The sequence below is a fragment of the Pantoea sp. B65 genome, assembly GCF_047308185.1.
GTDB lineage: Bacteria > Pseudomonadota > Gammaproteobacteria > Enterobacterales > Enterobacteriaceae > Erwinia.
Map to the genome: position 1 here is coordinate 224,949 of NZ_JAHXPU010000036.1, position 26,040 is coordinate 250,988.

The following is a 26,040-nucleotide window of genomic DNA, read 5'->3' on the forward strand; positions in this document are numbered from 1 at the left end:
AAAATTTTTACGGCTGACTCCTTCAGTATCCTAGCTGGCCTGAGACGGAGCAAGCATTCCAAGCCAGGAGACGGCACCCAGAATGGTGACAGCAATGACGAACTCGGTCAGGATACTGTTTCGCATCAGGACGACGCTGCGAACATAATTTCTTTCCCTGACCATGACCTCAAGCCGGGGACCAAGGTGAAACCGATTTGCTGCTGCCAGCAGAAGCATCAGAACAAAAAGCGCCGTTTTTGCAAGCAATATGCTCCCCCAGGAGCTGCTGAACAGAGGGGCTAAGTCACCCTCAGCAATATACAGATAGTTGACCAGCGCACTCAGGCTCAGGGCCACAACGATCACTGTTCCTGCCGTTGCAAATCTTGCTAATGAGTCAGAAATAATGCTGACACTCAGTGCATTATGGTTGTTTTTGCGCATTAGTAAGATGGCGAATGCGGCCAGTGCGCCTGTCCATGCTCCTGCAGCGCCGAGGTGTATCAGATCACTGAGCAAGTGAAGATAGTAATGTACGCCATCATGCATAACGGCATGTCCGCCCCATGCCAGTGTGGCCAGCGCCACTCCGCCACTGATGGTTATCAGCAGACAGGAAAGCACTCTTTTTTTAGTGTACAGGAACAGCCCACCGAGTGTGATAAACAGGGCAAAGAGTCTGACAACCCAGCTGATCCCAACGTCGGTTTCTTCAATCACCATTTCGATAATATGAATGGATAATTCTCTGAAATCTGTCACTCCACTCATGGCATTCGATACCAGCAGCATATTCATGCCTGTCAGCACGATGCCGGTCAGTACAGCAAAAGCGATAAACGACCTGAAATTAATTAAGTTATGCATTTCATCCCGGATGCCGCTTCTTCCATATATCTGGAAGAAGGGCAATCCAAACAGAATCATTAAATCAAGATACAGTAGAAAACGAATAACAATCATAATCAGGTCGTTCATGATATTACTTCACCGTAAAGGTATAATTACCGGTAATAGGATGTGTATCTGATGAAACCGCACGCCAGTCCACACGATAAGTGCCGGCTGGTAAGGGTTCTCGCGGAATAATAATCATAGACTTGGGATCCGACCCCGGTGCTACTTTAGCTGCAACTGGCATCGGTGAATGCGATGACATACCTTTCATTCCGGTCATTGTCAGTTTTGCGCCTGAGAATTTTACGGTTAGATCTTCCGTAAAATTAAGCTGAATTTTTTCTGGAGCCGTTACGGCTGAATCAGCCTGCGGAACCGAGCTTTTTAATTCCGGATGAGCTATAGCAGAAAAAACGACGCCCATAATCAGCCCACTCGTCAGAATGGCTTTTTTTAATATCAACATATTCTTTACCTGTTAAGTTGAGTGTTTTTGTTCCAGTGCATTAAAACCAAATTCTTGCGCCCGCCAGGAATACTATCTGACTGTCTTTTTCGCCTTCCCTTTTCGCCATGTCGGACGTTGTTCCGTACAGCTGATTCCAGGAGACGCCAATATAAGGCGCAAACTCACGCTGGATTTCATAACGTAGCCGGAGCCCGAGTTCGGTGTCGGATATCCCTCTGCCCTGCCCCCGCGATTCATCATTCTGGCTGTAGATATTCACCTCGTAGGAGGGCTGCAGTATCAGTCGGTTAGTCAGTAAAACGTCGTATTCTCCTCCCAGACGAAGGGCGGCCTTTCCGCCATTGCTAACAAAACCCGTGATTTCGGATTCAAAGTTATAGAGGGCTAACCCCTGAAAACCGACAGCAGCCCAGGTCTGGGCAGATACCGGTCTGAAATCCTGTCTTATACCGGCAACCAAATCCCACCAGGGCCCTACCGCGTGTCCCCAAAGAAGCTGGGCTTCTGCCGTCTCCGTTTCTCCCCCACTCCGTTCACCTTCGCTCTTGATCCACAGCCGGTCGATGTCGCCACCCACCCAGCTGTTAACGCTCCAGCTGAAATTATTACGGTTATCTGAACGTTGCCATTCAAGCTGATCGAGAAGAACCAGATAATTAATTGCGCTGTCATGAACAGCATGGCCCTTTAAATTGCCAAACGCAGCCTTCCGATCGGCTTCGGTAACGGGCGGAATAGGCGTTCTGCTCTCGGTGACAACGGGCTCCATGGCAGTCATTTCAGTTAAACTGGTATCGGCTGACATCTGCATAGCGGACATATCATGCCCGGAGTGCGAGTCGGCGGGCGTGACTCCCGCAGCAAACGCGACCGGTGACGCTATCAAACCGGCTGCAAGCATATATATCGCGCTGGCATTCATCTTCATTTGCATTACTCCTCCACCCGGACTTCACGAAACATTCCCATTTCCATGTGATAGAGCAAATGGCAGTGGTAAGCCCAGCGGCCAAGTGCATCAGCTGTCACTCTGTAACTGCGCTTTGTACCAGGAGGAATATCAATGGTATGTTTACGCACCATAAAATTACCGTTTTCATCTTCCAGATCACTCCACATACCATGGAGATGAATGGGGTGAGTCATCATGGTGTCGTTGACCAGCGTGATCCTGAGCCGTTCACCGTATTTGAGCACCACCGGAGCGGCGTCTGAAAACTTGATACCGTTAAACGACCAGGCAAACTTTTCCATATGCCCCGTCAGATGCAGTTCGATGGTGCGACCAGGCTCTCGTCCATCCGGATCCTCAAAGCGGCTTCTTAAATCTCCATATGTGAGAACCTTACGACCGTTGTTGCGAAGCCCAATACCCGGATCGTTTAATTTCGGCGAGACGTTCATCGCCTGCATATCAACCAGCGGATTATTCGTTTCTGACGCAGGATGGCTCTGCATTCCCGGCATTCCTGCCATCTGGGAATGATCCATACCGGCCATACTGCTGTGATCCATCCCTGACATATCATGGCCCATTCCTCCCATACCCATATCATCCATTGTCAGCAGTGGACGTGGATCGAGTGCGGGGACGGCAGCACTTAAACCTTCTCTCGTGGCCAGCGTTCCCCGGGCGTAGCCGGTACGATCCATCGATTGTGCGAAGATGGTATAGGCCTCACTCTGAGGCTCCACGATGACGTCATAGGTTTCGGCAACAGCGATCCTGAATTCATCAACGGTGAGCGGATTAACATACTGACCATCTGCAGCGACCACCGTCATTTTCAGACCAGGTATGCGAATGTCGAAATAGGTCATCGTCGAACCGTTGATAAAGCGTAAACGTACTTTTTCGCCGGGGCGGAACAGCCCGGTCCAGTTTTTCAGCGGCGCCTGTCCGTTCATGAGATAGGTGTAGGTATAACCACTGACATCCGCGAGGTCAGTCGGATTCATTTTCATTTCAGCCCACATTTTCCGATCGGCTATGGTGGCTGACAGGCCTTTGGTATTCACATCCCGAAAAAAAGACCCCACGGTCGGTTTATTGAAATTGTAATAATCAGACTGTTTTTTTAACTTTTTCAGCAAGCTGTCAGGATTTTCATCCGTCCAGTCAGATAACATCACCACATGCTCCCTGTCATAAGCAAAAGGCTCCGGTTCCCGGGCATCGATAATGATGGCACCGTAAATCCCCTCCTGCTCCTGGAGACCTGAGTGGCTGTGATACCAGTACGTTCCGTTCTGCCTGACCCTGAAGGTGTAAACGTAGGTATCATCAGGCTCGATACCCATAAAACTGAGCCCCGGCACACCATCCATATTGGCCGGAAGAATAATGCCGTGCCAGTGTATGGACGTCTGCTCATTGAGGCGGTTTTTGACTTTCAGGGTGATGGTTTCACCCTCTTTCCAGCGCAGGGTCGGCCCCGGCAGACCACCATTGATAGTCTTGGCCTGATGTTCGCTGCCGGTAATATTTACAGCCGTTACACCAATAGTCAGGTCAAAATTTGTGCCCTGCAGGGACGCTGCGGGTGGCAGACTCAGGGTGGAGCGTGCATTAAAGCTCCATACGCCAAGACTTCCGGCTACGCCAGACAGGGTTAATCCCTTCAGAAATGTTCGTCGTGACGTTTTTAACTGCATGCGAGTTCCCTTAATTTATTTATGGTCATTAGCGGAATTCGAGAACAGGTTATAATCAACTTTCCCGGTTCTTCTTCTTACAATGAAATGAAGCTAGCACAACTAAAAAAACAATTTCATTACAATACTGTAATGAAAGTCGTTGTATTACATTTGCGTCATTTTCCCCACGAGAGGGATATTTTTATATATGATCAAGTGGACATCTTTTTATGCGCCACCGAAGGTATTTATTATGAAAATTTTAATCGCAGCCACTACTTTAACTACGTTATTTTTTGGATCAGCGTTTGCGCAGTCCAGTAGTCTGTCCCATGATGCACATCGCTTCGTAAATAATGCCACAGCGTTTCCTCATGTTGAGGCAGCCAGGCATGAACAACCCCGCGTAAAAATAATTAAAACCAGCGCAACCCCTTTCTCCGAAATGAATGAACATGAAAGAGAAATTATTGCCCATTCCTTTATGAATAACAGTACGTCGTATGCCCATCAAAAAATGATTGAGGCTCATAAAAAAAAGCTGAACGAAAGTGAGACAAACGCAGAAACCTCATCCTTTAGCGAAATGAATGCCGGAGAGAAAGCCGCCCTGGTCCATGAGCGTGTCAATAACTCAGGGGCTGAAGCTCACCAGATACAGGCAAGAACCCTTCGGGAATTGTATGAAAGTAAGGGGTAGCAGGCGGAGTGCGCGCGGCTTTCGTATGAACAGTTAGCCTCACAGAAAGGACACAAGGCGGGGCGTTAACCTCACAGCGTCCCGCCGTAATCTTTTTCCGTCATGCTATTCTTCGTTGTCCGGGTGGTCATAAAGCAACCAGAGCATCTGCAGTAAACGGATTAAATGATATGTTACAAAAAGGACAATCATCAGCGCAGCTCCGGGAATACTGGCAGATGACTTATCTCCTGAAATCCCATAGCATATCCCGCAGTGATAATGCTAACGGCGACTTTCAGTAAATGTATTCTACCGATGTTGTAAAAGATAATGCTTTTGTAGCTGCCTCCCGTGCAGGTCTGGGAAAAAATGAAATTGCTATCCTCCAGCGCTCCCTGCCTCCCCGGTATGATCTTCGACATTTAAAAAATAATGAATCATTAAAACTACTGCTTCAAAAAAAGGCGGGACAATCCCGTGTCGTGGCCTATAAATTCACGTCAGGTAAATTTAATTACACCGCTTATCGTATTTCAGACAAGAGGTTCTACAACCTGGCGGATACCGGCAGCAGGGCCGGACTGGATTATCCGCTGCCGGTCACCGCAAGACTCAGCTCACCTTTCAATCCGGCCCGGCTTAATCCGGTATCGGGGAAGGTCAGCCCGCATAATGGCATTGATTACTCAATGCCCATGAATACGAAAATTGTCAGTGTTATCAACGGGAAAGTTACCCACGCTGAATACAACAGCACCATGGGCTATTTTGTTGAAGTGTCCGGCAAAGACAGTGTTAAAACGCGCTATCTTCATCTCAGTAAAATCCTCGTTAAAAAAGGAACGCAGGTTTCCCGGGGAACCGCTATCGCGTTGTCCGGTAACAGCGGGCGATCATCCGGTCCTCATCTTCATTATGAACTGGTCATCAACAATAACCCGGTCAATTCGCTGGCTTTCAGGGCTGCAGGGCCAGCGGATAACAATAAACTTGAACAGCACGCGTACGCCCATGCCCGTGACTATGGGCGATATCTGGACTAATACCTAGGCCGCAGGGCGGCCCGTCGTGGGTTAGTTTTGTTTATCATCCCTGTCGTCGTGATGCTGATGTTGCCCATGCCCTCCGTGGCCGTGAAACAGGTGCATGAGGGGGCATATCAGCAGCAGCAGATAAGGCCAGTAGCCGGCCAGATGTGACCAGTGCTCCCGTAAAAGCGCAAATACCGCGATCGCGGCGACAGCAATCAGAGCATAAGTGGTACTTTTCATAACGGACTCCTTCTGTCAGCAAATGCGCATTTATTCATGCGCTTATTTGCCGAGCCTGATACTTCTCAAACGTAACGCATTGACGATAACGCTGACGGAGGAAAGGGCCATAGCCGCTGCCGCGATCACCGGCGAGAGCAGTATGCCATACACCGGATAAAGCAGGCCTGCCGCCACGGGCACTCCGAGGGCATTGTAGATGAAGGCAAAAAACAGATTCTGCCGGATATTCTTCATGGTGATCTCAGACAGTTGGCGGGCCCTGTTCAGCATCATCAGGTCACCTTTAAGAAGCGTGATGCCGGCGCTCTCTATCGCCACATCTGTACCCGTACCCATTGCAATCCCCACGTCAGCTGCCGCGAGTGCAGGTGCATCGTTCACGCCGTCACCCGCCATCGCCACCACATGACCTGATGCTTTCAGCCGGCTAATCACTGCTTTTTTACCATCAGGCAAAACCCCGGCTTCGACCTCTTCTATTCCGAGCTTATGTGCCACGGCTTCAGCGGTAAGCTGGTTATCCCCTGTCAGCATGACAATACGGATACCCGCCTGACGTAAGGCCTTAAGTGCCTCGGGCGTGGTTGCTTTCAGGGGATCAGAAATAGCGATCAGGCCGGCAAGCTGCCCGTCTGTCGCCACATAGATAACGGTAGCGCCTTCCCTGCGCAAGGCATCCGCAGTCGTCTTCTGGTTATCAATAACGATACTGTTTTCCTGCATGGCCAGCTCATTACCAATAATAACCCGCTGCCCTTCAACATGCCCTGAGACCCCTTTACCCGACGGAGCATTAAAATCACTGACTGCCGGTACCGTGATCCCTTTTTCACGGGCTGCGTTGACCACTGCCATACCCAGCGGATGCTGTGATCCTTTTTCTACGGCGGCCGTCACACGTAATAGAGCCTCTTCGCCGCCCTGAATCAGGCTGATTATGCCAGTCACAGTGGGCGCACCTTCCGTGAGCGTGCCGGTTTTATCGACAACCAGGGTGTTCACTTTTTCAAGGCGTTCCAGGGATTCAGCATTTTTGATTAACACCCCTGACTGGGCTCCTTTACCCACCCCCACCATTATCGACATGGGTGTGGCCAGTCCCAGCGCACAGGGACAGGCGATAATCAGGACCGAAACCGCGGCTATCAGGCCGTGTGTCACCCTGGGTTCAGGCCCCCAGACAGCCCAGACCACAAACGCGACAGCCGCAATGAGTATCACCAGGGGAACAAACCATCCCGAGACACTGTCAGCCATTCTCTGAATGGGAGCGCGTGAGCGTTGCGCATCAGCGACCATCTGTACAATACGGGACAGCATTGTTTCATCACCGACTTTCTGCGCCTGCATGATGAGGCTGCCGGTCTGATTAATAGTCCCTCCGATAACGCGGTCACTTTCCGTTTTGGTAACCGGCATTGATTCCCCGGTTACCATCGATTCATCCACGGTGGTACGGCCTTCGACAACGATGCCATCAACTGGAATACTCTCTCCGGGCCTGATACGGAGCTTATCGCCTGGCAGGACGTCTTCTGCATTGATATCAGTTTCATGGCCATCAGGATCCAGACGTCTGGCGGTTTTGGGGGCGAGATTTAGCAACGCGGTAATGGCACCTGACGTTTGTTCCCTTGCCCGTAACTCAAGAACCTGCCCCAGCAGGACCAGCACCGTGATAACAGAGGCGGCTTCAAAGTACACGGCAACCTGGCCATTCATGATCCTGAAGGACGCAGGAAACAGAGAGGGAAAGATCGTGGCAATGACGCTGTACACCCAGGCCACTCCCGTGCCCATTGCAACGAGAGTAAACATGTTCAGCGAGCGGTTGCGTAGCGAGGCTCCGGCACGCGAGAAGAATGGCCAGCCGCACCACAACACCACCGGAGTGGCCAGGAGCAACTGCAGCCAGGCGTTGTACTGTGCCGGAAGTAAATGCATCATTCGCGGAAACAAATGAGATCCCATTTCGAGCACCAGAACCGGTAACGTCAACAGCAATCCCAGCCAGAAGCGTCTGGTCATGTCGCGAAGTTCATCACTCTGGCCCGTGGATGCAGTGGCAACAAGCAGTTCCAGCGCCATTCCACAAACAGGACAACTACCAGGACCACTACGACGGATCTCCGGATGCATTGGACATGTCCACACACCTTCAGAAACCGCTTTCTCCGCCTGGCGGTGAGACTGTTTTATCTTATCAGGGCTGACTTCATGGTGTTCATGGTGATGGGATTTTTCGCTGGCATCTTCGGTAAGATAATGATCGGGATGGGCTGTAAATTTGCACTCACAGTTGGCGGAGCAGAAGTAAAACTGATGGTCATGGTATCTGATGCTGCTGTGCGCCTTTTCCGGCAGAATGGACATGCCGCACACGGGATCCCTTACCTTGTGCAATAACCGGTTATCGTCAGAGGATGATTTCTGTTGTGAAGCGGCATGGTTATTGTGTTCCACTGCGTTATCATTTTTCACAGTAATTCTCCTCATGCCTCACCTGAAGTGGTTAATATCTTCAGAGTATGTCACGGATGCGATTACCACGAATTTCACCGATGGCAGTCTGGCTGCTGCCGCCATCCCGTTATCAGCGTCTATTCGATTCGCTGGAAGACGTTCTTACTTCCATCCGGTGCGAAGGCAATAACATCATAAGCCTCTTTTCGGGCCCCCATCTCCATTCCCGGACCTTCTGCTGGCATGCCGGGGGTGGCGAGACCGTATATATCCGAACCAGACTGCATTGCCTTATGTATCGTTGTCGCAGGCACATGGCCTTCAATAATCAAATGACCTGCAACCGCCGTATGGCAACTTCTTAGTCCTGCAGGAATAGAATACTTATCTTTCAGGGCTGACAGCGCCTGATCATTCATGACGTGCGTTCTCACTTCAAACCCGTCTTTTCCCATCGCTGTGCCCCATGACGAGCAGCATCCGCAATTTTCAGACTTGTACATTTCTATTACTTTTTCACTCGCCATTGCCGGCAGTGAAAGGGCGAGAGCCAGGGCCATTAAAACCGCTTTTTTCATCATTACCTCTGTATATTTTCAATACGAACATGATGTGGGCGAATGTGTTCAAAAGGACACCCGTGATGGGTGTCCTTTCAGTGTCAGGACACGCTTGCTTTATGTCTGCGTAGCCAGATTAATTTGTAGGCAGCAGGAATAATAAACAGGGAGAGCAGCGGAGCCGTGATCATCCCACCAATCATAGGCGCCGCAATCCGGCTCATAACTTCTGAGCCCGCACCGGTACCCCAGAGTATGGGTAACAGGCCTGCAATGATAACCGCCACGGTCATGGCTTTTGGCCGGACACGCAGCACGGCACCATGGTAAAGGGCTTCATCAAGACCTTCTGCCGTGAACGTTTCCTTGCGGGACAATTCCGGGTGCGCTTCAATGGCATGACGCAGGTACATCAGCATGACCACCCCAAATTCTGCCGCCACCCCCGCCAGCGCGATAAAACCGGTTCCGGTCGCCACAGACATATGGAAGCCCTGCCAGTAGAGGAACCATATCCCACCGACGAGTGCGAACGGCAGACTCATTAGAATAAGCAACGCTTCATCAACGCGACGGAATGCCAGGTACAGCAGAATGAAAATGATCATCACTGTCATCGGTACCATCAGTTTCAGTTTTTTATTGGCATGTTCCAGAAGTTCAAACTGCCCTGAAAAAGACACACTGGTACCCGGTCTCAGCTTCACCTGCTGGCTGATAGCCGTCTTAATGTCGTTTACCACAGACACCATGTCCCTGCCGCGCGCATCTATATAAATCCAGCTGGCAGGCCGGGCATTTTCCGTTTTCAGCATGGTGGGTCCGGAAACGACACGAATGTCAGCGACATCACCCAGCGTAATTTGCTGCTTCATCGGTGTCAGGATCGGCATCTGCCTCAGGGCCTGCGGGCTGTTCCGGTAATCCTGCGGGTAGCGGATATTAATCGGATACCGGGCCACGCCTTCCACCGTTTCGCCTGCCATCGCGCCACCGATGGCTGAGGAGACGAAAAGCTGAACATCGCCGACCGTCATACCGTACCGGGAAGCTTTTTCCCGGTTGATATCCACGTCAATGTAGCGCCCACCTTCCAGACGTTCTGCCAGAGCAGACACTACACCCGGCACGGTTTTGGCTACCGCCTCAATACTCTGTGCTGTCGCATCGATATCCGACAGAACGGTACCTGACACCTTGATACCTATCGGGCTTTTAATCCCGGTAGAGAGCATATCAATACGGTTACGGATAGGGGGAACCCAGAGGTTAGCCAGGCCCGGCAAACGGACCGTCTTATCCAGTTCGTCAATAATCTTGTCAATCGTCATGCCTGGCCGCCATTGATCTTCAGGTTTCAGCTGAATTGTGGTTTCCACCATTTCAAGTGGGGCGGAATCCGTTGCGGTCTCGGCCTTCCCGGTCTTGCCAAAGACTGAGGCCACTTCAGGAACGGTTTTGATTAACTTGTCCGTAGTCTGTAAGAGCGCCGCAGCCTCTGCCGGCGACACGCCAGGTAACGTTGACGGCATGTACAGCAGGTCCCCCTCGTTGATCTTCGGCAGAAACTCACCGCCAACCTGACTTAGCGGCCAGATAACCGTAAAAATGGATAAGGCCGCAACCAGCAGGATTGTTTTTGGCCAGTGGAGTACCCTGAGTAGTAACGGGTGATACGCTTTAATCAATAATCGGTTGAGTGGATTACTGGTCTCCGCTGGTATTTTTCCCCGGATCCAGAATCCCATCAGAATCGGGATGACGATAATTGCCAGCGCGGCCGCACCTGCCATGGAATACGTCTTCGTAAAGGCCAGTGGACCAAACAGGCGCCCTTCCTGACCTTCCAGGGTAAAAATAGGAATGAACGACAGGGTGATGATCAGCAGACTGATAAACAGCGCAGGGCCAACTTCCACGGATGCATCGGTGATGACCTTCCAGCGGGTGGCGTTGTCAATCTGCGCACCGGGATGCTGATGGTCCCACTCTTCCAGCCGTTTATGCGCATTTTCAATCATGACGATGGCCGCATCCACCATCGCCCCGACGGCAATCGCGATCCCGCCCAGTGACATAATATTGGCGTTCAGCCCCTGGAAGTGCATGACGATAAAGGCGATGCACAGGCCAAGTGGCAGAGAAATAATCGCCACCAGTGCAGAACGGACATGCCAGAGAAATAGCGCACAGACAATGGCAACAACAATGAACTCTTCAAGGAGCTTATAACTCAGATTGTCAATGGCCCGGTCGATTAACTGGCTGCGATCATAGGTGGTCACAACCTCTACACCTTCAGGCAGGCTGGCCTTCAGCGTCTCCAGTTTATCTTTTACGGCCGTGATAACTTCCCGCGCATTTTTACCCGAACGCAGGATCACGACGCCGCCGGCGACTTCTCCCTGACCGTTAAGCTCTGCTATCCCGCGCCGCATTTCCGGACCGGTCTGTATGCGGGCAACATCACGCAGATAAACCGGGATCCCGTTCTCTCCGGTTTTCAGGACGATGTTATTGAAATCATCAATGGTCTGGAGATATCCGCTGGCCCGGACCATATACTCCGCTTCCGCGATTTCAACGGATGAGCCACCCGCTTCCTGGTTAGACGATTCAAGAGCCTGTTTAACTTCAGGCAGGCTGATGCCGTACTGGGTCAGCTTTACCGGATTTACCTGGATCTGATACTGCTTCACTACGCCACCAACCGACGCAACCTCTGCAACATTCGGGATGGTTTTCAGTTCAAATTTCAGGAACCAGTCCTGCAGGGAGCGCAGTTCCGAAAGATCGTGTTTTCCGCTGCGATCGACCAGGGCATATTCAAATATCCAGCCCACGCCGGTGGCATCAGGCCCAATTTCAGAGCTTACGCCGGCAGGCAGTTTCCCCTGTACCTGATTAAGGTATTCCAGGACACGGGAGCGGGCCCAGTACAGATCGGTACCATCGGCAAAAATGACATACACATAGGAGTCACCGAACTGAGAAAAACCGCGCACGGTCTTTGCGCCCGGCACCGACAGCATGGTGGTGGTGAGCGGATACGTGACCTGGTTTTCAACAATCTGCGGAGCCTGGCCAGGATAGCTGGTTTTGATAATCACCTGCACATCAGACAGATCGGGCAGCGCATCCACAGGGGTGTTGATGATAGTCCAGGCTCCCCAGATGCTGAGAAACAGGGCTCCCATCATGACCAGGAAACGGTTGGCGACTGACCGCCGGATAATCCATTCAATCATCGTCGTATCCTCAGTGTCCTGAATGTACGTTGACGGGCTGGTCAGACATTGCCGGCATTGCGTCTTCCGTTTTTTCAGGATGACGCATACGCTCCAGCGCACCGGTAATATTGGCTTCTGAGTCAATCAGGAACAGACCGCTGACTACCACGGTATCCCCTTCGTTCAGCCCGGCACCGATACCAGACTGTTGCTGTGATTCGTGCAGAACATGGATCTTTTTCGGCACAAACCTGCCCTCATCATCAACAGTAATCACGCGCTGTTCTTTACCGGTATCTATCACGGCCTGGCTGGGTATCAGCAGCATTTCCTGGCTTCGCGTATTCAGTTTCAGATACGCATTCATACCCGGCTTAAGTAGCTCGTCCTTGTTACTCACCTGCAGACGTACCTGCAGCGTGCGGGTTGTCTGATCCACGCTGGGAAGAATGTTCCATTTTTCAACATGGAATGTTTTGTCCGGATAAGCCGGTACTGAAATTTCAAACTGTGATGTGTCTTTCAGCAGATATGCGATGGATTCCGGGACTGCTGCACTGATCCAGACCGGATCCATTCCCTGTATCTGTGCCACTACTTTATCTTTCGAAATATTCATTCCAGTACGCAGGTCAAATGCAGTAATGACGCCATCTATAGGTGCCTTAATGGTAAAGCGGGTCTGGATATTCCGGGTTGAACGCAGCCTCTGGATATCCTCTTCCGGCATGCCTGCCAGACGAAGCCGTTCCAGTACCCCTTTAATTTGCGTGGACGTACCTCCGGTACCAGATAACAGGAGAAACTCACTTTGTGCCTCCACCCATTCCGGAATGGTTATATCGATAAGCGGGGTACCCGTTTTCACATGATCCCCAATCGTCAGGGGATACACTTTTTCAACGAAGCCGTCAGAACGCGCCTGCACAATGACAAACTGATATTCGTTATAACTAACATTGGCTGGGATCGTCTGGGAATAATTCAGCGTTCCGCGTGTAACTTTTTGCGTTTTTAATCCAAGGTTCTGAACCTGTGTCGGATCAATACGAATACCGTCACTGCTTTTCTCGCCGTTTTCATCAGCATATTTTGGAATCAGATCCATATCCATAAAGGGTGATTTACCGGGTTTATCAAATTTGGTATCTGGTTTCATTGGGTCATACCAGAAAAGAACCTTTCGCTCCGATACCATCTTTTCTGTCTTTTCGGTTTTCACTGCTTTTTCAGAAGAGTTTACATAATGATAAGCAGTAACAGATATCAACCCTCCTGCTATGAGGCTGCTGATAATCGTTGCAGCATATTTTATCTTTAAAGAAGCCATACAATTTTCCGCTAAAAAAACAAAACCCCTGGCATATGCACCTGATTGTTAATTCATAGAGATAACTTTATGAATATTCAGACACACAGGATGTATTCTCTCCAGACTGTAATCAGGACTGCGTATCTTTAATGCTTTTGAGCAAAGAGATATTTCCTTGCTGAATAAAAGAAAAATCAACATGGCTGCCAGCTTTCAGGGCAGTAATACTTTCATCAGCATTAATAAAGGTGAAACGCATGGTCATTGCAGGCCAGCCGATCGCAGGGATCGCTTCATGGGAAATGGTGATTTTTTTACTGTTAAGATCAATGTCTTTTACAACACCCGTCCCCTTGATAATTTGCTGTAGCACGGTGTCACCAGCAGTATTCATTTCACCGTGCTGATGTTCTTCTGCATAGATGCCAGCAGAGAAGATCACCGAGAGAGCACCAAATAAAATCGCTTTAAGTGAATTACGCATTTTTTAATTTCCTGATTGATTAAATAAATTTACTCTACCCAACCGCCACCCAATGCGGTGAACAGATTAATTTCATTGACCTGCCGGGAATAAATAAGGTCGAGAATGGCTTGCTGCGTTGCGAACAGTGAGCGTTCCGCATCAAGCACTTCAATGTAACTAACGGCACCACTGGAATATAATCCTCTGGCACGCTGAAGGGTTATCTGTAGCGAGTTAAGATAACGCTGCTGAAAGGCAAGTTGCTGGCTGATGCTATCTCGCAGTGCGAGCGTGTCGGCAACTTCCTTAAATGCTGACTGAATTTTTTGTTCGTAATTGACAACCGACTGTTGCTGGCGAATTTCAGCCAGTTTCAGATTGGCTTTGTTCCTGCCGGCATTAAATATAGGGATTTCAATTTTAGGAATAAAATTCCACATCCCGCTAGCAGACGTGAAGAGGCTGGACAACTCCGTACTGCTTGCTGAAAGACCACTTGTCAGGGTAATAGACGGGAAAAAGGCAGCACGCGCAGCGCCAATATTGGCATCAGCTGCTTTCAGTTGATATTCTGCCTCCATAATATCAGGGCGCTGAAGCAGAATTTGTGATGAAAGATTTGGTGGCAGTTTTACTGGCTTGATATCGTTGTCTTTCATCCCCTTTTCTGACGGAAGCGCACGATACGTTCCCAGAACAAGCTGCAGTGCATTATTTGCCTGTGCCAGATCGCCTTCTCTTTTTGCAATCTCTGCGCGGGTGCTTTCAATTTGCCCCCGAGCCTGTTCAAGAGCCAGAACATTTGTACTCCCGGTTACCAGTTGTTGCTCGACGAAAGCATAGGACTGTTCATAATTTTTCAGCGTTTCCCGCGCGATACGGAGTTGCTCATAAGCAAGTTGCTGACTGAAATAGCTCTGTGAAACGTTAGATACGAGCAGGATGTGTACGGCACGACGGGCTTCTTCACTGGCAAAATAGTTCTGTCTGTCAGACTCGCTCATATTCCTGAGTTTGCCGAAAAAATCGAGTTCATAGCTGAGATCCAATCCAGCTTCGTACTGTTGAGTTGTCGGCTTGTCACTTTTCAGACCACCGCTGTAAGTAATATCTGATGATGTATTCAGTTGGGGATAACGATCCGCATTCGTAACGTTAAACTGAGCCCGGGCCTCTTCAACCTTCAGGGCGGCCATTCTCAAATCACGGTTATTATTCAATGCTTCAGTGATCAAGCGGGTAACCTGGGGGGCGACAAAAAAGTTACGCCATCCGGAGTCCTGATAGCCATTTACCGCTGGTGTCATGCTGTTGCGGGAAAGGGAAAACTGCTGTGGTACCGGTGCTGCCGGGCGCTGATACTCAGGTGTCAGTGAGACGCAACCTGCCAGAATGAATATCGTGCTGATGCTAAGTAGTTTTAATTTGAACATGTCGTTTCTCGTCCAGGCAGCCCTGATAAATGGTTCAAATGATATCCGTAAAAATGATAAGGCTACTTTAACGAAAGCACTCTGTTTGGCGGGTGACAAGATAATGACAATGTTGTCATTTTTAATTTAAACCGTTGATAACGGACTTACGCTCACTAGAATGGCAGGGGAAGGCTTATAGGGGATAAGATGAAAATACTGATCGTTGAAGATGAAATCAAAACAGGTGAGTATCTCAGCAAGGGACTTACCGAGGCCGGGTTCGTGGTGGATCACGCCGACAACGGTCTGACCGGATATCATCTCGCCATGACAGCAGAATATGATTTGCTGATTCTGGATATCATGCTCCCGGATGTGAATGGCTGGGATATTATACGTATGCTGCGTACAGCGGGTAAGGGTATGCCGGTTTTATTACTGTCTGCCCTCGGTACTATCGAGCATCGGGTCAAGGGACTTGAGCTTGGTGCAGATGATTATCTGGTTAAACCATTTGCATTCGCTGAACTTCTGGCTCGTGTCAGAACCCTCCTGCGTCGTGGCAATACAGTGATATCTGAAAGCCAGTTTAAGGTTGCCGATCTGACGCTTGATCTTGTATCGAGAAAGGTTAACAGGGCGGGAAACCGTATTCTGTTGACCAGTAAAGAGTTCAGCCTGCTGGAGTTTTTCATTCGTCATCAGGGAGAAGTGTTGCCCCGATCTCTGATAGCATCCCAAGTCTGGGACATGAATTTTGACAGTGACACGAACGCAATCGACGTCGCGGTAAAGCGGCTTCGCGCTAAAATAGACAATGATTACGAGCCAAAGCTGATCCAGACGGTTCGCGGCGTGGGTTACATGCTGGAGGTCCCGGATGCGTAATACGCCCTCCAGGCGCCCTTTCTCCCTTGCCCTGAGGCTGACCTTTTTTATCAGCCTGTCCACGATACTGGCGTTTATCGCATTTACCTGGTTTATGTTGCATTCCGTTGAGAATCATTTTGCCGAGCAGGATGTCAGCGACCTACAACAAATCAGCACTACAATGCACGGTATACTGCAGTCGCCGGCAGATTCTGATGAGAAAAAGATAAGCAAACTAGAGGAATCGATTGCCAGTTACCGCAACGTTGCCGTTCTGCTTCTTAATCCCCTGGGAGAGGTATTGTTCAGTTCGGCACAAGGGGCAGCATTACGCCCGGCCGTGAATACGGCAGACTTTAGCGAGCACAGTCGCGCACGGGATGTTTTTCTCTGGACTGTGGAGGCTCCTGCCCGGCCGATGCTCTCACCCCCTGATATGAAAATGGAAACGTACAGGATAATCGCCTCATCAGGGGTGACGGCATTTCAAGGGAAAAACCAGAACTACGTCATGCTTATCGGGCTCTCCATTAATTTTCATCTTCACTACATCGATGCGCTGAAAAAGAATCTGGTTGCAATGGCCACTGTCATCAGCCTGCTAATTATTCTCATTATTCGGATTGCAGTTCGCCAGGGGCATTTGCCCCTGCGTAACGTCAGCAATGCCATTAAAAATATCACCTCTGAGAATCTTGATGCCAGGCTTGAACCGTCGCGAGTTCCCATTGAGCTGGAACAGCTGGTAATCTCTTTCAATCACATGATTGAAAAAATTGAGGATGTCTTTACCCGCCAGGCCAATTTCTCTGCAGATATCGCGCACGAAATCAGAACCCCTATCACCAATCTGGTGACGCAAACTGAAATTGCGCTGAGTCAGGACCGGACACAGAAGGAGCTCGAGGATGTCCTGTACTCCAGCCTCGAAGAGTACAACCGGATGACAAAGATGGTCAGCGATATGCTTTTCCTTGCACAGGTTGACAATAATCAGTTGATCTCTGACCGGGTAATGTTTGATTTGAGTACGGAGGTCATTAAAGTCTTTGATTTCTTTGAAGCCTGGGCGGAAGAACGCAACATCATGCTGAAGTTCAACGGTGTACCCTGCCTGATAGAAGGGGATCCACAGATGTTCAGAAGAGCAATCAATAACCTGTTATCCAATGCATTGCGCTATACACCGCAGGGACAAGCAGTGACCGTCTCGATTAGAGAACAGGAAAGCTATTTTGACCTGATAGTCGAAAATCCGGGAAAACCTATCCCTGAAGAACATTTGCCAAGACTGTTTGACCGCTTTTATCGGGTGGATCCATCCAGGCAACGAAAAGGAGAAGGCAGCGGTATAGGTCTTGCCATTGTGAAATCAATTGTGGCCGCACATCACGGAAAAGTCCACGTGGAATCCGATGTTCATTCGACACGCTTCATATTATCAGTACCAAGACTGGATACCATAAACCCGGCAAGTCAGCACTGATTTTCAGGAATAAAAATGACAAAGATGTCATCAGGTTGTCACGCGGTAAACAGAAGCTATTCGATATAATCAGTACAACTTATCTGTAAGGCTGAATTACTTCATCAATACGGGTCATCAATAGTACCCCATGAGATGAATATACAGCCAGCCGCCCGGTAAAATAAGGTCTGAGCAGTATCATTAGCTTCTGAAACTGAAAGCATTGACCACAGTTACCGGACATTATTAATTAAGCAATGGAGAATTACCATGAAAAATATCGTATTAGCATCTGTTTTAGGTCTTGGCTTAATTTCCACGACCTGGGCCACTGAGACCGTTAATATTCATGAGAGTGTCAATAATGCACAGGCTCCGGCTCACCAGATGCAGTCGGCTTTGGTTCCTTCCGCGATCCAGGGCTCAGCACCACAGACAGTCGGTATGAATCAGCATGAACAGGCCATTATTGCTCATAAGACCATGAATAATGGCTCGGCTGATACACACCAGAAAATGGTGCAAAATCACCAGAAGATGATGGGAACTGACTCCGTTAGCAATACCCGCCCGTCAGTCTCCTTCGCAGCTATGGATGAACATGAAAGGGCTGCAGTTGCCCATGAAACCATGAAGAACGGTCAGTCCGGACCGCATCAGGCTATAGCCGAAACTCACCGTGGTATGATCAAAGCCAGCTGAATTCAACTGTAATGAGCATGCTGTTACCCTTTCCTTGATAGATTTTTTCTTGACCGAATATGTGGCTATATTTCCCCCCCATCAGGGGGCTTTTTATCTCTCTCAGCTACAATTACCTGGTGCGCATCTAAAAAAGGATTTATTTTATGAAAATCAAAAACTCTCTTTTTGTTATATTGATGTTATCCATGCCAGCGATATCCGCCGAACACTCCGGGATGAACATGTCTGATATGGCATCATCGCAGTAATATATGACTGGAATGAAAGACATGCATGAAAAAATGATGACTGCCGTTAAATAACCTGATGCTGATAAAGCGTTTGCTAAAGGCATGATTGCGCATCACAAGGTGCGATAGAAATGGCTGAAACCGAGCTCAAATATGGAAAGGACCCCGAAATGAGAAAGCTTACACAAGACATTATAAAAGCATAAAAAAGCGAAATCGATCAGATAAATAAACGAATCAGAAGTCATAAATAAATGTTCCTGATAACCAAAATTCAGAGCAATATAAATATATTCCTGGGCACAGGAACTTGGTAATCATAAAGTAATCAAAACCCGATTTATTTCGGGTTTTTTATTAAAGATACATCTTAATTATCTGCGATATACATAGATTATAAAATACCAGTCGTGGTCGCAGAAGCGCATAGAGCTATTCCATAACGCTCCCTATCTGCATCGAAAAACCCCATGCAACCTGAACACCAGCCCAAATCCCCTCTCCGTATGTTACGGTTGCAAGCACGTCAAAATGACGCACAAATGGAAATGATGTAAGGGGATAAGTACCATCAGTTTCCATCTTCATTTTAGGTGAGTACAATTATGCCGGAAGATCTCTAAATGTGAATGGTCCGGTTTACCGGGATGCTTACACTATCAAGGCTGTCCGCTACTGATTGCCTTAACCAATATGTTGACTCGCCGATCGCGAGACTCCGATCTTATCCTGCCGGATCGCTCGAGTTCAGACAATCCATGGAGTGCCGCCCAGTAAGTCTCTGCCACATCCTGAGGAACACCGCCATAAGGTGAAACGGTTTCCACCAGGACGGAGAAAGCAGCTTTCAGCTGGGGCTTAGTGTCTGATTGAGCAAAAAGCAATTCGGATGGCAACACAAACATAGCCTCATAAAGCGCTGGTCGGGAGAGCGCAAAATCGAGGTAGGCATAAGCAACGGACTTAATAGACGCGTCAGAGCTCTTAGCCGATTCAGCCGTCTTGCTGAGTGCTTCAGCCAGCTCGCCAAAACCCTGAAGGGCTACCGCCGCAACGATAGCGTCGCGGTTCTGAAAATGCGAATAGAGTACCGGCTGACTATATTCGATCTCCTCCGCAAGGCGCCGGATAGTGACGGCATTCCACCCTTCCCGTTCTGCTATTTCGCGCGTCACAGTGATGATTAACGCTTCACGCTCAGCCCTCTGCCTGGTTTTTCTGTCTGTAACACTCAACTCTTTATCCTGATACATTGCCAACTTGAAATAAATAATATCATCACTTGAAAATATAGCAATGCTAGTTTAAATTCCAATGCTACACACCAAGCGCATTTCCACTCACTGGAGTTAACGTCATGCTTTCGACAGGTATTTCAGCAGTCATCGCCATAGCTGTAATCGGAATCGGTCTCTTCTATATTGTTAACCCTCGCGCTATAACGCCCAGTTTTGGGCTGCCGCTTCCTGACACAGGCCCCAACACTACCTGGTGGCTCCGGCTAAAAGGCGTACGCGATTTGACTATGGGGTTATTGGTAATAGCCAGTGTTGTATGGGGTTCGGCACATGAGACAGGGGCGTTACTAATAATTGCGGCAGCGATACCTACAGGCGATATGCTTACGATCCTCGCGGCCAGAGGCTCTGCAGCTAAAGCGCTCGGTATACATGGTCTGACAGCAGCAGTAATGATTATGAGCGGACTCACTGCGTTAACTGCGGGTATTTATTTATGACCACCTTATTGATCTGGATACTGGCCGCGGCATTTTTCCTTGCAGGAATGGTCAATGCGATCGGAACCCAGTCTACACGGCGAGACTTCGCACGTTGGGGCTATCCAGAATGGTGGGGAAAGCTGACAGGCATACTGGAAATTTGCTGCGCGGGCATGTTGATATATTCCGGAAGTTTCCTGGCAGGCCTCACGCTCGGAACCGTAATTATCGCTGCCGCGCTGGTGACCCTCGTGCGCTTCCGGGAATTCAGACATCTGATTCCTGCTGCGGTATATGCAGTTCTGTTACTGACGGTGTGGCTCAAAAGCTAAAGGGGCCCTGCATGACGTAAATGGATGACCAAACCAGCATCAACTTCCGCTTCACACTTATAGCAGCCCATCGAAATCGTTTTTGTGGGCTGCTTCGTGCCAGGAGCGGACATCACAAATTACATTCAAAAGTGAGGCCTGCCTTCACGGCTGCGAGCTATTTTTGATTTCATCAAGATAGTTGTAAACAGTGTACCGAGAAACCCCGAGCACTCTCGCAGCCATCTCCACGCCGCCGCGTACAATAAACAGCCCTTTCTCCTGCATCTGGCGGACGATCTCAACTTTCTCTTTTTTTGTTGCGCCCGTGCGCAGCTGTCCTGTCGGCGGAATGCAGGTGCGGATAATTTCATTCATTTTTGTTTCAAGCCCCGTTTTGCTGTCCTCGGACACGCTGACAGCCGGTATCAATTGGGCAAGCGCCTCACGGGTTGCTTCCACAGCACTGTAATCAGCATTGAAGCACAGGGAGAGCGTTGCTTTCCCGTTCAAGTCCCTAAAAAGCACCGTTGAGCTGCGCAGCGATCTGCCCTTCGGGCCGACCGAGTGATAGTTGGTAAATACTGAGGGGTCAGACTTCTCTGGCGAAATTTCCTGATCCATAAGCCCCATAAATCCCATATCGTTTTCCGGTCCATCAAGAAGAGAACTCCCCACCTGCCTTCCGGAAACGTGACCGTTAACAATCCTGAGCACTGACGCTTCAGGACGCTCCAGATCGTGCAGCACGATTTCCATATGCTGGCCGGAAACAGAAGCAAGCGCCTCCATAACCGCGCTCATTTCGCTGATTAATTTATCTTTTGTGTTTGCTTGTTTGTCTGGCATAAATGCGCTCCGTTTAACAGCTGGCATGAGTATATAAGCTGGTCATACAGTTCGTAATAATAGGACGCACCTGATTGCCAACCTCCTGCTTGCCTGTGCAACTGAGTGTATCACAAATTAAACATAATGTTGATATTTATACTTTCTGTTGATATGTTATATCTTCAACTGTCCTTACGGGCAGCGTACAGCAAGAGGTACAAATGAACGACGCAATCAGACGATACAACAGCACGCTCCCGTTTCCTTTCGCCACTGCGACGGAAGTTAACGGCATACTGTATCTGTCGGGACAGGTTTCAATGACAGCGCAGGCCGAGCCTATATACGGAAGTGTGGCCACCCAGACTGACACTATTCTGGGCAACATCTCGCAAACGCTTGAGGAGTTGAACTCCGGATTTGACAACATATTCAAAGTCACTGTCTGGCTTTCTGATATGGCGCATTTCCAGGAATTCAACCGCGCTTATACCAAATGGTTTAAGCACGGATTTCCGTCCCGTTCCGTTGTCAGCACCAGGCTGGCGTTCGATCTGGACGTGGAAATTGAGGTCCAGGCACTCGCGGGAAAGCCGATTTATGATGGCGAACGCTAACAATCAACGGACGTAGACAATGCAATTACATATCAATACCCCACTTATTCACTCCCGGTCCCTGGGTCAGATTACTGGCCGCAACGTGTGGCTTAAAATGGATGCACTGCAGCCTTCCGGCTCGTTCAAAATCCGGGGCGTTGGTCTTGCGTGCCAGAAATATTATAAAAACGGCGCACGCAGTTTTATTTCTTCATCCGGGGGAAATGCTGGCCTGGCGGTGGCCTATGCAGGTCGCATGCTGAATATCCCGGTGAGGGTTGTCGTTCCTGAGACTACCTCAAAGCGTGCAATAGAACTGCTGCGTCTTGAGCAGGCTGACGTCGTGGTTCATGGAAGTTCCTGGCAGGAAGCAAATCAGTTGGCCAGCACAATGGTCGGAGAAACGGACGCGTTTATCCATCCGTTTGATGATCCTCTTTTGTGGAAAGGCCATGCGACCATGATTGATGAAGTGGTTGCGTGCGGACTGTTGCCTGATGCTGTGGTGTTGTCGGTCGGGGGCGGTGGCCTGATGTGCGGCGTCCTTGAGGGACTGGAGCGAAACGGCCTGGCTGACGTGCCTGTGATAGCCGTGGAAACGGAGGGTGCGGCATCATTTCATGCCGCCGCGACTGCTGGCCGGCCAGTTGAGATAGACGCCATAAGTACGGTCGCCACCTCTCTTGGTGCAAAGCGGGTTTGTGATAAAGCGGCTGAGTATTCTCGTACCCGTCCCGTGATTAGTGCTCTGGTGACAGACATTAGTGCAGTTAGCGCCTGTCTGAATTTTGCAGACGATCACCGGGTGCTCACAGAGCCTGCCTGCGGGGCTGCTCTGGCGAGTGTTTATGAAAAAAATGCGGCTCTGGACTCCTTCAGTAACATCCTGGTGATTGTCTGCGGCGGCGCAACGACAACACTGGAGCAGTTGGTACAGATGTCAGCCAGGCTGAATATCAAAGGAAGTTGAGATGCCAGAAAAAAGTCACCCTGAGCGACGCATTGTCATCTGCACCATCATAGGCATGCCCGCCCTCTACCTTTTAGTCGGACTGAGTACGTATCATTAAACAGTCCCATCCCGAAAGGCTTAATAAGGACCGGGAAAGGTATCTGAAGCTGTTTAGTTTCTCTGTGCGCTTTTCGATGTGAGTTCAACAGATCGATGCAAAGCTATCCTTAATCGAAGGGGGACATTATCCCCTTGATTTTCTTATGCTCTTTTTACCCGTTCGCTTTCAATGAGAGACATACTGATGGCAACTTACATTACTCTGCCTTCGATTATCGCCGCTGCCGAAAGGATTAAAAAATCGGTCATTCGGACCCCCACGGTCTTGTCTACGGGATTATCGGATATGCTGGGAAGAAAGGTGTTTCTCAAACTGGAGAATTTGCAGACTGGCGGCTCTTTTAAAGCCAGGGGAGTGCTGAACCTGCTTTCCGCTTTTTCCGGTAATCTGAAAGATTACCGTTTCGCTACCGTCAGTGGCGGTAACTTTGGTATCGCAGTGGCAGAAGCGGCCAAAGCGCTTGATATAAGCGTGACCGTGATTATGCCCCAAAACGCCCCGGCCTCATCAATTGAAAAAATACGCCATTCCGGTAGCACTGTTATTCTTGAAGAAGATGTCAGTTCCGCGTTTGAACGGGCCAGAAAACTTGCAGAACAGGGATACCACATAATCGATGACTGTAGCGACACACTTGTCGCGGAAGGATATGGAACCCTTGCACTCGAACTTATGGAAGATTGCCCTTCATTGACCGATGTATTTGTTGCGGTGGGTGGCGGTGCAATGCTGGCAGGCATCGCGACGGTACTGAAATCCAGTAACCCAAACATCCGGATATGGGGGGTAGAAACTGAGGGAGCCAGTTCGATGTACCAGGCATTGAAGGCAGGAACCTCCGTTAACGTGGATATCACTTCTGCCATTTCAACCCTTGGCGTCCCTGTGATTGACCGCCTCATGCTGGAACACGCGCAGCGCTACATTGAAAAGGTCATCACCGTGTCGGATAGTGACGCCATACAAGGCATGCTTTCATTTGGCGAGCAAGCCAGAGTGTGGGTTGAGCCAGCAACCGGGACACTTATTCCCGCAACTCACGCTGTAATCCCCAACCTCCCCAAAGATGCGGTCATTGGACTCATCGTATGTGGGGGGAACGTTACGCAACGAGAGATGAATTCGTGGGCAAACCATCGAGATCTTAGTTAGGTATTATGTAATGAAAACAATAGAGTATATCTAATCACCAGGCTTTTTCCTGACGAAATGAACCCGCATGCGCATTTACCATTCGCTTTACTGAACATTCTGTAAGCGTTCGTGAATCGGCATAACTTAATGAAAAACCATGCAATTGCGTGGTTTTTTTCATGGCCAATCATAAAGCTTGATACCCGTTGATCCTGAAGTGAGTATCAGGATAAGTACAGTATTTGCATCAATAAGCGGCCCCCTTTATCAAGACTGTGCGCCAACACGCCAGGGGGGTGCTGAAACCCCGTCAACAGCAATGCCGCTTTCATTTCTCCTTCTGTTCCATTTTGGGATATATTGGGGGCACTATCGTAAAATTATCATTTTGTAACGGGCAACATCGCAATGGCACTGATCCCAAAAAACTACACGCGTCTGGAAAGCGGCTATCGTGAGAAAGCACTAAAAATCTATCCGTGGGTATGTGGGCGCTGCTCGCGGGAGTTTGTTTATTCAAATCTACGCGAATTAACGGTGCACCATATCGATCACGACCATAGCAATAACCCGGAAGATGGCAGTAACTGGGAGTTATTGTGTCTGTATTGCCATGACCATGAACACTCGAAGTACACTGAAGCTGACCAGTACGGCACCACCGTGGTGGCAGGCGAGGACGCGCAAAAAGATGTTGCTGCAGCAACCTATAATCCCTTTGCCGATTTAAAGTCGATGCTTAATAAGAAGAAATAGATTCTGTCGCAACCCGATATTCGCAGGGAGACTTGTCCGCCTGCTGACTTAATTCGCCACCTTTCAGAAAGCGAACGAACAGCCAGGGATGATAAGTTGAATAAGGACGATAAATTCGCTAAGAGGCCAATTCTGCCAGGCCTTATGAAACCGCTGACCGGCTCCCGGTAAATTATCACACCGTGATTGTACCGCTGGCCGCAACGGTTGGTGGCGCGCTGTACGCCAATCCACGGCCATCTCCGTCTGTTTTTTCCGTAAAAGAAAACCGCAATGGCCGTCAGAAGCGATGTCAAAGATGAGCATGACATTTGACACTAAGAGCCGGCATCAGTCAGCCCTTAGCGCCGGCGCAGCCTCAGTGCTTCTTTTTTATGCATTACGCAGAAAAATTAAGCGCCTTCAACTAACACAAACGTTCCGGTGGCAGCACCGGCACGTATTGCCCTGGCGGCCTGATATGCAGGACTCTCATAAAAACGTTTCGCCTCGGCAAAAGAAGCGAACTCCAAAACGACATGCCGCTCATAAGATTCTCCCTCAAGGTTTTCATATTTTCCGGACCAGGCAATGATCTTCGGATCAAAGTCCTGCATTGCTTCCCCGGCAGCCCTGGCATATTCAGCGTAAGCAACAGCGTCTGATACGGTCACGTGAGCGATTAAATAACCTTTATTCATTTTCTCGTTATCCTGCGGAAGTGGTGTTTGATTCCAGCGTAAAGCACATGGACAGGCGTGAACTTAAGCTGGAAATGTGGGTTTAACACTTTGAAATTCAACGTTGCCGCCCGGCGTCATGGTGCCGGGACATCAACCACTTTAGGGGTTCAGTGGGTGAAACTGCGCAGCAATATTTGCAACACGTGCGCCATAACGGCGTGCGGTTTCCAGGTCGCCTGAAGACATCTCTTCAGGTGAAGCATCGGCGGGAGTTTGTGCCATGGGACCGATATT

General features: G+C 49.4%; 25 protein-coding genes and 1 pseudogene. 12 read left to right on the forward strand and 14 right to left on the reverse strand.

The features are described from left to right. Positions 1-30 precede the first annotated feature (30 nt). Genes copD through JWF83_RS15350 form a run of 4 tightly spaced genes read right to left on the reverse strand, consistent with a single transcriptional unit; the run spans position 31 to position 4,003 of the window. The gene (copD, locus tag JWF83_RS15335; RefSeq protein ID WP_413651201.1) at positions 31-960 is read right to left on the reverse strand and encodes a copper homeostasis membrane protein CopD; all 930 of its coding nucleotides are present in this window, start codon (positions 958-960) and stop codon (positions 31-33) included. A 4-nt stretch (positions 961-964) separates the two neighbouring features. Next, positions 965-1,345, reverse strand: coding sequence for a copper homeostasis periplasmic binding protein CopC (gene copC / locus JWF83_RS15340; RefSeq protein ID WP_413651202.1), 381 nt, complete (start codon positions 1,343-1,345; stop codon positions 965-967). A gap of 40 nt (positions 1,346-1,385) precedes the next feature. Next, complete coding sequence (locus JWF83_RS15345; protein ID WP_413651203.1) at positions 1,386-2,276, reverse strand: copper resistance protein B; 891 nt, start codon at positions 2,274-2,276, stop codon at positions 1,386-1,388. Between the two features lie 5 nt (positions 2,277-2,281). Beyond that, positions 2,282-4,003, reverse strand: coding sequence for a copper resistance system multicopper oxidase (locus JWF83_RS15350; protein WP_413651205.1), 1,722 nt, complete (start codon positions 4,001-4,003; stop codon positions 2,282-2,284). Positions 4,004-4,238: 235 nt separating this feature from the next. Between JWF83_RS15350 and JWF83_RS15355 the strand changes: the two genes are divergently transcribed. After that, positions 4,239-4,685, forward strand: coding sequence for a copper resistance protein (locus tag JWF83_RS15355; RefSeq protein ID WP_413651206.1), 447 nt, complete (start codon positions 4,239-4,241; stop codon positions 4,683-4,685). Between the two features lie 284 nt (positions 4,686-4,969). After that, entirely contained in the window at positions 4,970-5,710 is a 741-nt protein-coding gene (locus JWF83_RS15360; RefSeq protein ID WP_413651207.1) for a peptidoglycan DD-metalloendopeptidase family protein, read from the forward strand. Positions 5,711-5,740: 30 nt separating this feature from the next. On the opposite strand, the gene JWF83_RS15365 is transcribed toward JWF83_RS15360, so the two are convergent. From JWF83_RS15365 to JWF83_RS15395, 7 genes are all read right to left on the reverse strand, one after another. Further along, positions 5,741-5,938, reverse strand: coding sequence for a DUF2933 domain-containing protein (locus JWF83_RS15365; RefSeq protein ID WP_413651208.1), 198 nt, complete (start codon positions 5,936-5,938; stop codon positions 5,741-5,743). A gap of 42 nt (positions 5,939-5,980) precedes the next feature. Continuing rightward, positions 5,981-8,437, reverse strand: a complete 2,457-nt coding sequence (silP, locus tag JWF83_RS15370) for an Ag(+)-translocating P-type ATPase SilP (RefSeq protein ID WP_413651209.1) — start codon at positions 8,435-8,437, stop codon at positions 5,981-5,983. 104 nt (positions 8,438-8,541) lie between these two features. Continuing rightward, positions 8,542-8,982 carry a DUF411 domain-containing protein gene (locus JWF83_RS15375; protein ID WP_413651496.1) on the reverse strand — a complete coding sequence of 147 codons (441 nt, stop codon included), beginning with the start codon at positions 8,980-8,982 and terminating at the stop codon, positions 8,542-8,544. A gap of 83 nt (positions 8,983-9,065) precedes the next feature. Further along, positions 9,066-12,212, reverse strand: a complete 3,147-nt coding sequence (gene silA / locus JWF83_RS15380; RefSeq protein WP_413651210.1) for a Cu(+)/Ag(+) efflux RND transporter permease subunit SilA — start codon at positions 12,210-12,212, stop codon at positions 9,066-9,068. A gap of 10 nt (positions 12,213-12,222) precedes the next feature. Continuing rightward, on the reverse strand, positions 12,223-13,524 hold the full coding sequence (locus tag JWF83_RS15385; RefSeq protein WP_413651211.1) for an efflux RND transporter periplasmic adaptor subunit: 1,302 nt from the start codon (positions 13,522-13,524) through the stop codon (positions 12,223-12,225). A gap of 112 nt (positions 13,525-13,636) precedes the next feature. After that, positions 13,637-13,990 carry a cation efflux system protein CusF gene (cusF, locus tag JWF83_RS15390; protein ID WP_413651212.1) on the reverse strand — a complete coding sequence of 118 codons (354 nt, stop codon included), beginning with the start codon at positions 13,988-13,990 and terminating at the stop codon, positions 13,637-13,639. 29 nt (positions 13,991-14,019) lie between these two features. After that, positions 14,020-15,405 (reverse strand): efflux transporter outer membrane subunit, encoded by a 1,386-nt coding sequence (locus JWF83_RS15395; protein ID WP_413651213.1) that lies wholly within the window; start codon positions 15,403-15,405, stop codon positions 14,020-14,022. A gap of 189 nt (positions 15,406-15,594) precedes the next feature. Here JWF83_RS15395 and silR point away from each other — a divergent pair, with 189 nt between their 5' ends. The 4 genes and pseudogenes from silR to JWF83_RS15415 all read left to right on the forward strand — a co-directional run bounded on the left by silR (position 15,595) and on the right by JWF83_RS15415 (position 18,866). After that, on the forward strand, positions 15,595-16,275 hold the full coding sequence (silR, locus tag JWF83_RS15400) for a copper/silver response regulator transcription factor SilR (protein WP_413651214.1): 681 nt from the start codon (positions 15,595-15,597) through the stop codon (positions 16,273-16,275). Beyond that, positions 16,268-17,743: a Cu(+)/Ag(+) sensor histidine kinase gene (locus JWF83_RS15405; RefSeq protein ID WP_413651215.1), complete on the forward strand. Its 1,476-nt coding sequence runs from the start codon at positions 16,268-16,270 to the stop codon at positions 17,741-17,743. The genes silR and JWF83_RS15405 overlap by 8 nt, the downstream gene beginning before the upstream one ends. Before the next feature lie 252 nt (positions 17,744-17,995). Further along, entirely contained in the window at positions 17,996-18,427 is a 432-nt protein-coding gene (gene silE / locus JWF83_RS15410; protein ID WP_413651216.1) for a silver-binding protein SilE, read from the forward strand. 146 nt (positions 18,428-18,573) lie between these two features. Beyond that, positions 18,574-18,866 (forward strand): annotated as a pseudogene (locus JWF83_RS15415) (DUF305 domain-containing protein). Positions 18,867-19,319: 453 nt separating this feature from the next. On the opposite strand, the gene JWF83_RS15420 reads toward JWF83_RS15415, so the two are convergent. Next, positions 19,320-19,913, reverse strand: a complete 594-nt coding sequence (locus JWF83_RS15420; protein WP_413651217.1) for a TetR/AcrR family transcriptional regulator — start codon at positions 19,911-19,913, stop codon at positions 19,320-19,322. Positions 19,914-20,017: 104 nt separating this feature from the next. On the opposite strand from JWF83_RS15420, the gene JWF83_RS15425 reads away from it, so the two are divergent. Then, complete coding sequence (locus JWF83_RS15425) at positions 20,018-20,398, forward strand: DUF4267 domain-containing protein (protein ID WP_413651218.1); 381 nt, start codon at positions 20,018-20,020, stop codon at positions 20,396-20,398. Continuing rightward, positions 20,395-20,712: a DoxX family protein gene (locus JWF83_RS15430; protein ID WP_413651219.1), complete on the forward strand. Its 318-nt coding sequence runs from the start codon at positions 20,395-20,397 to the stop codon at positions 20,710-20,712. The genes JWF83_RS15425 and JWF83_RS15430 overlap by 4 nt, the downstream gene beginning before the upstream one ends. 144 nt (positions 20,713-20,856) lie before the next feature. On the opposite strand, the gene JWF83_RS15435 is transcribed toward JWF83_RS15430, so the two are convergent. Then, positions 20,857-21,540 carry a transcriptional regulator gene (locus tag JWF83_RS15435; protein WP_413651221.1) on the reverse strand — a complete coding sequence of 228 codons (684 nt, stop codon included), beginning with the start codon at positions 21,538-21,540 and terminating at the stop codon, positions 20,857-20,859. A gap of 203 nt (positions 21,541-21,743) precedes the next feature. Between JWF83_RS15435 and JWF83_RS15440 the strand changes: the two genes are divergently transcribed. The 4 genes from JWF83_RS15440 (at position 21,744) to yajD (ending at position 25,084) form a co-directional block, all read left to right on the forward strand. After that, the gene (locus tag JWF83_RS15440) at positions 21,744-22,139 is read left to right on the forward strand and encodes a RidA family protein (protein WP_413651222.1); all 396 of its coding nucleotides are present in this window, start codon (positions 21,744-21,746) and stop codon (positions 22,137-22,139) included. Positions 22,140-22,158: 19 nt separating this feature from the next. Further along, positions 22,159-23,091 carry a pyridoxal-phosphate dependent enzyme gene (locus JWF83_RS15445; RefSeq protein ID WP_413651223.1) on the forward strand — a complete coding sequence of 311 codons (933 nt, stop codon included), beginning with the start codon at positions 22,159-22,161 and terminating at the stop codon, positions 23,089-23,091. A gap of 286 nt (positions 23,092-23,377) precedes the next feature. After that, the gene (locus tag JWF83_RS15450) at positions 23,378-24,346 is read left to right on the forward strand and encodes a threonine/serine dehydratase (protein WP_413651224.1); all 969 of its coding nucleotides are present in this window, start codon (positions 23,378-23,380) and stop codon (positions 24,344-24,346) included. A gap of 390 nt (positions 24,347-24,736) precedes the next feature. Next, positions 24,737-25,084, forward strand: coding sequence for an HNH nuclease YajD (gene yajD / locus JWF83_RS15455; RefSeq protein ID WP_413651225.1), 348 nt, complete (start codon positions 24,737-24,739; stop codon positions 25,082-25,084). Between the two features lie 392 nt (positions 25,085-25,476). Here the strand turns inward: yajD and JWF83_RS15460 are convergent, their stop codons facing one another. Further along, on the reverse strand, positions 25,477-25,764 hold the full coding sequence (locus JWF83_RS15460; RefSeq protein ID WP_413651226.1) for a DUF1330 domain-containing protein: 288 nt from the start codon (positions 25,762-25,764) through the stop codon (positions 25,477-25,479). Positions 25,765-26,040 lie beyond the last annotated feature (276 nt).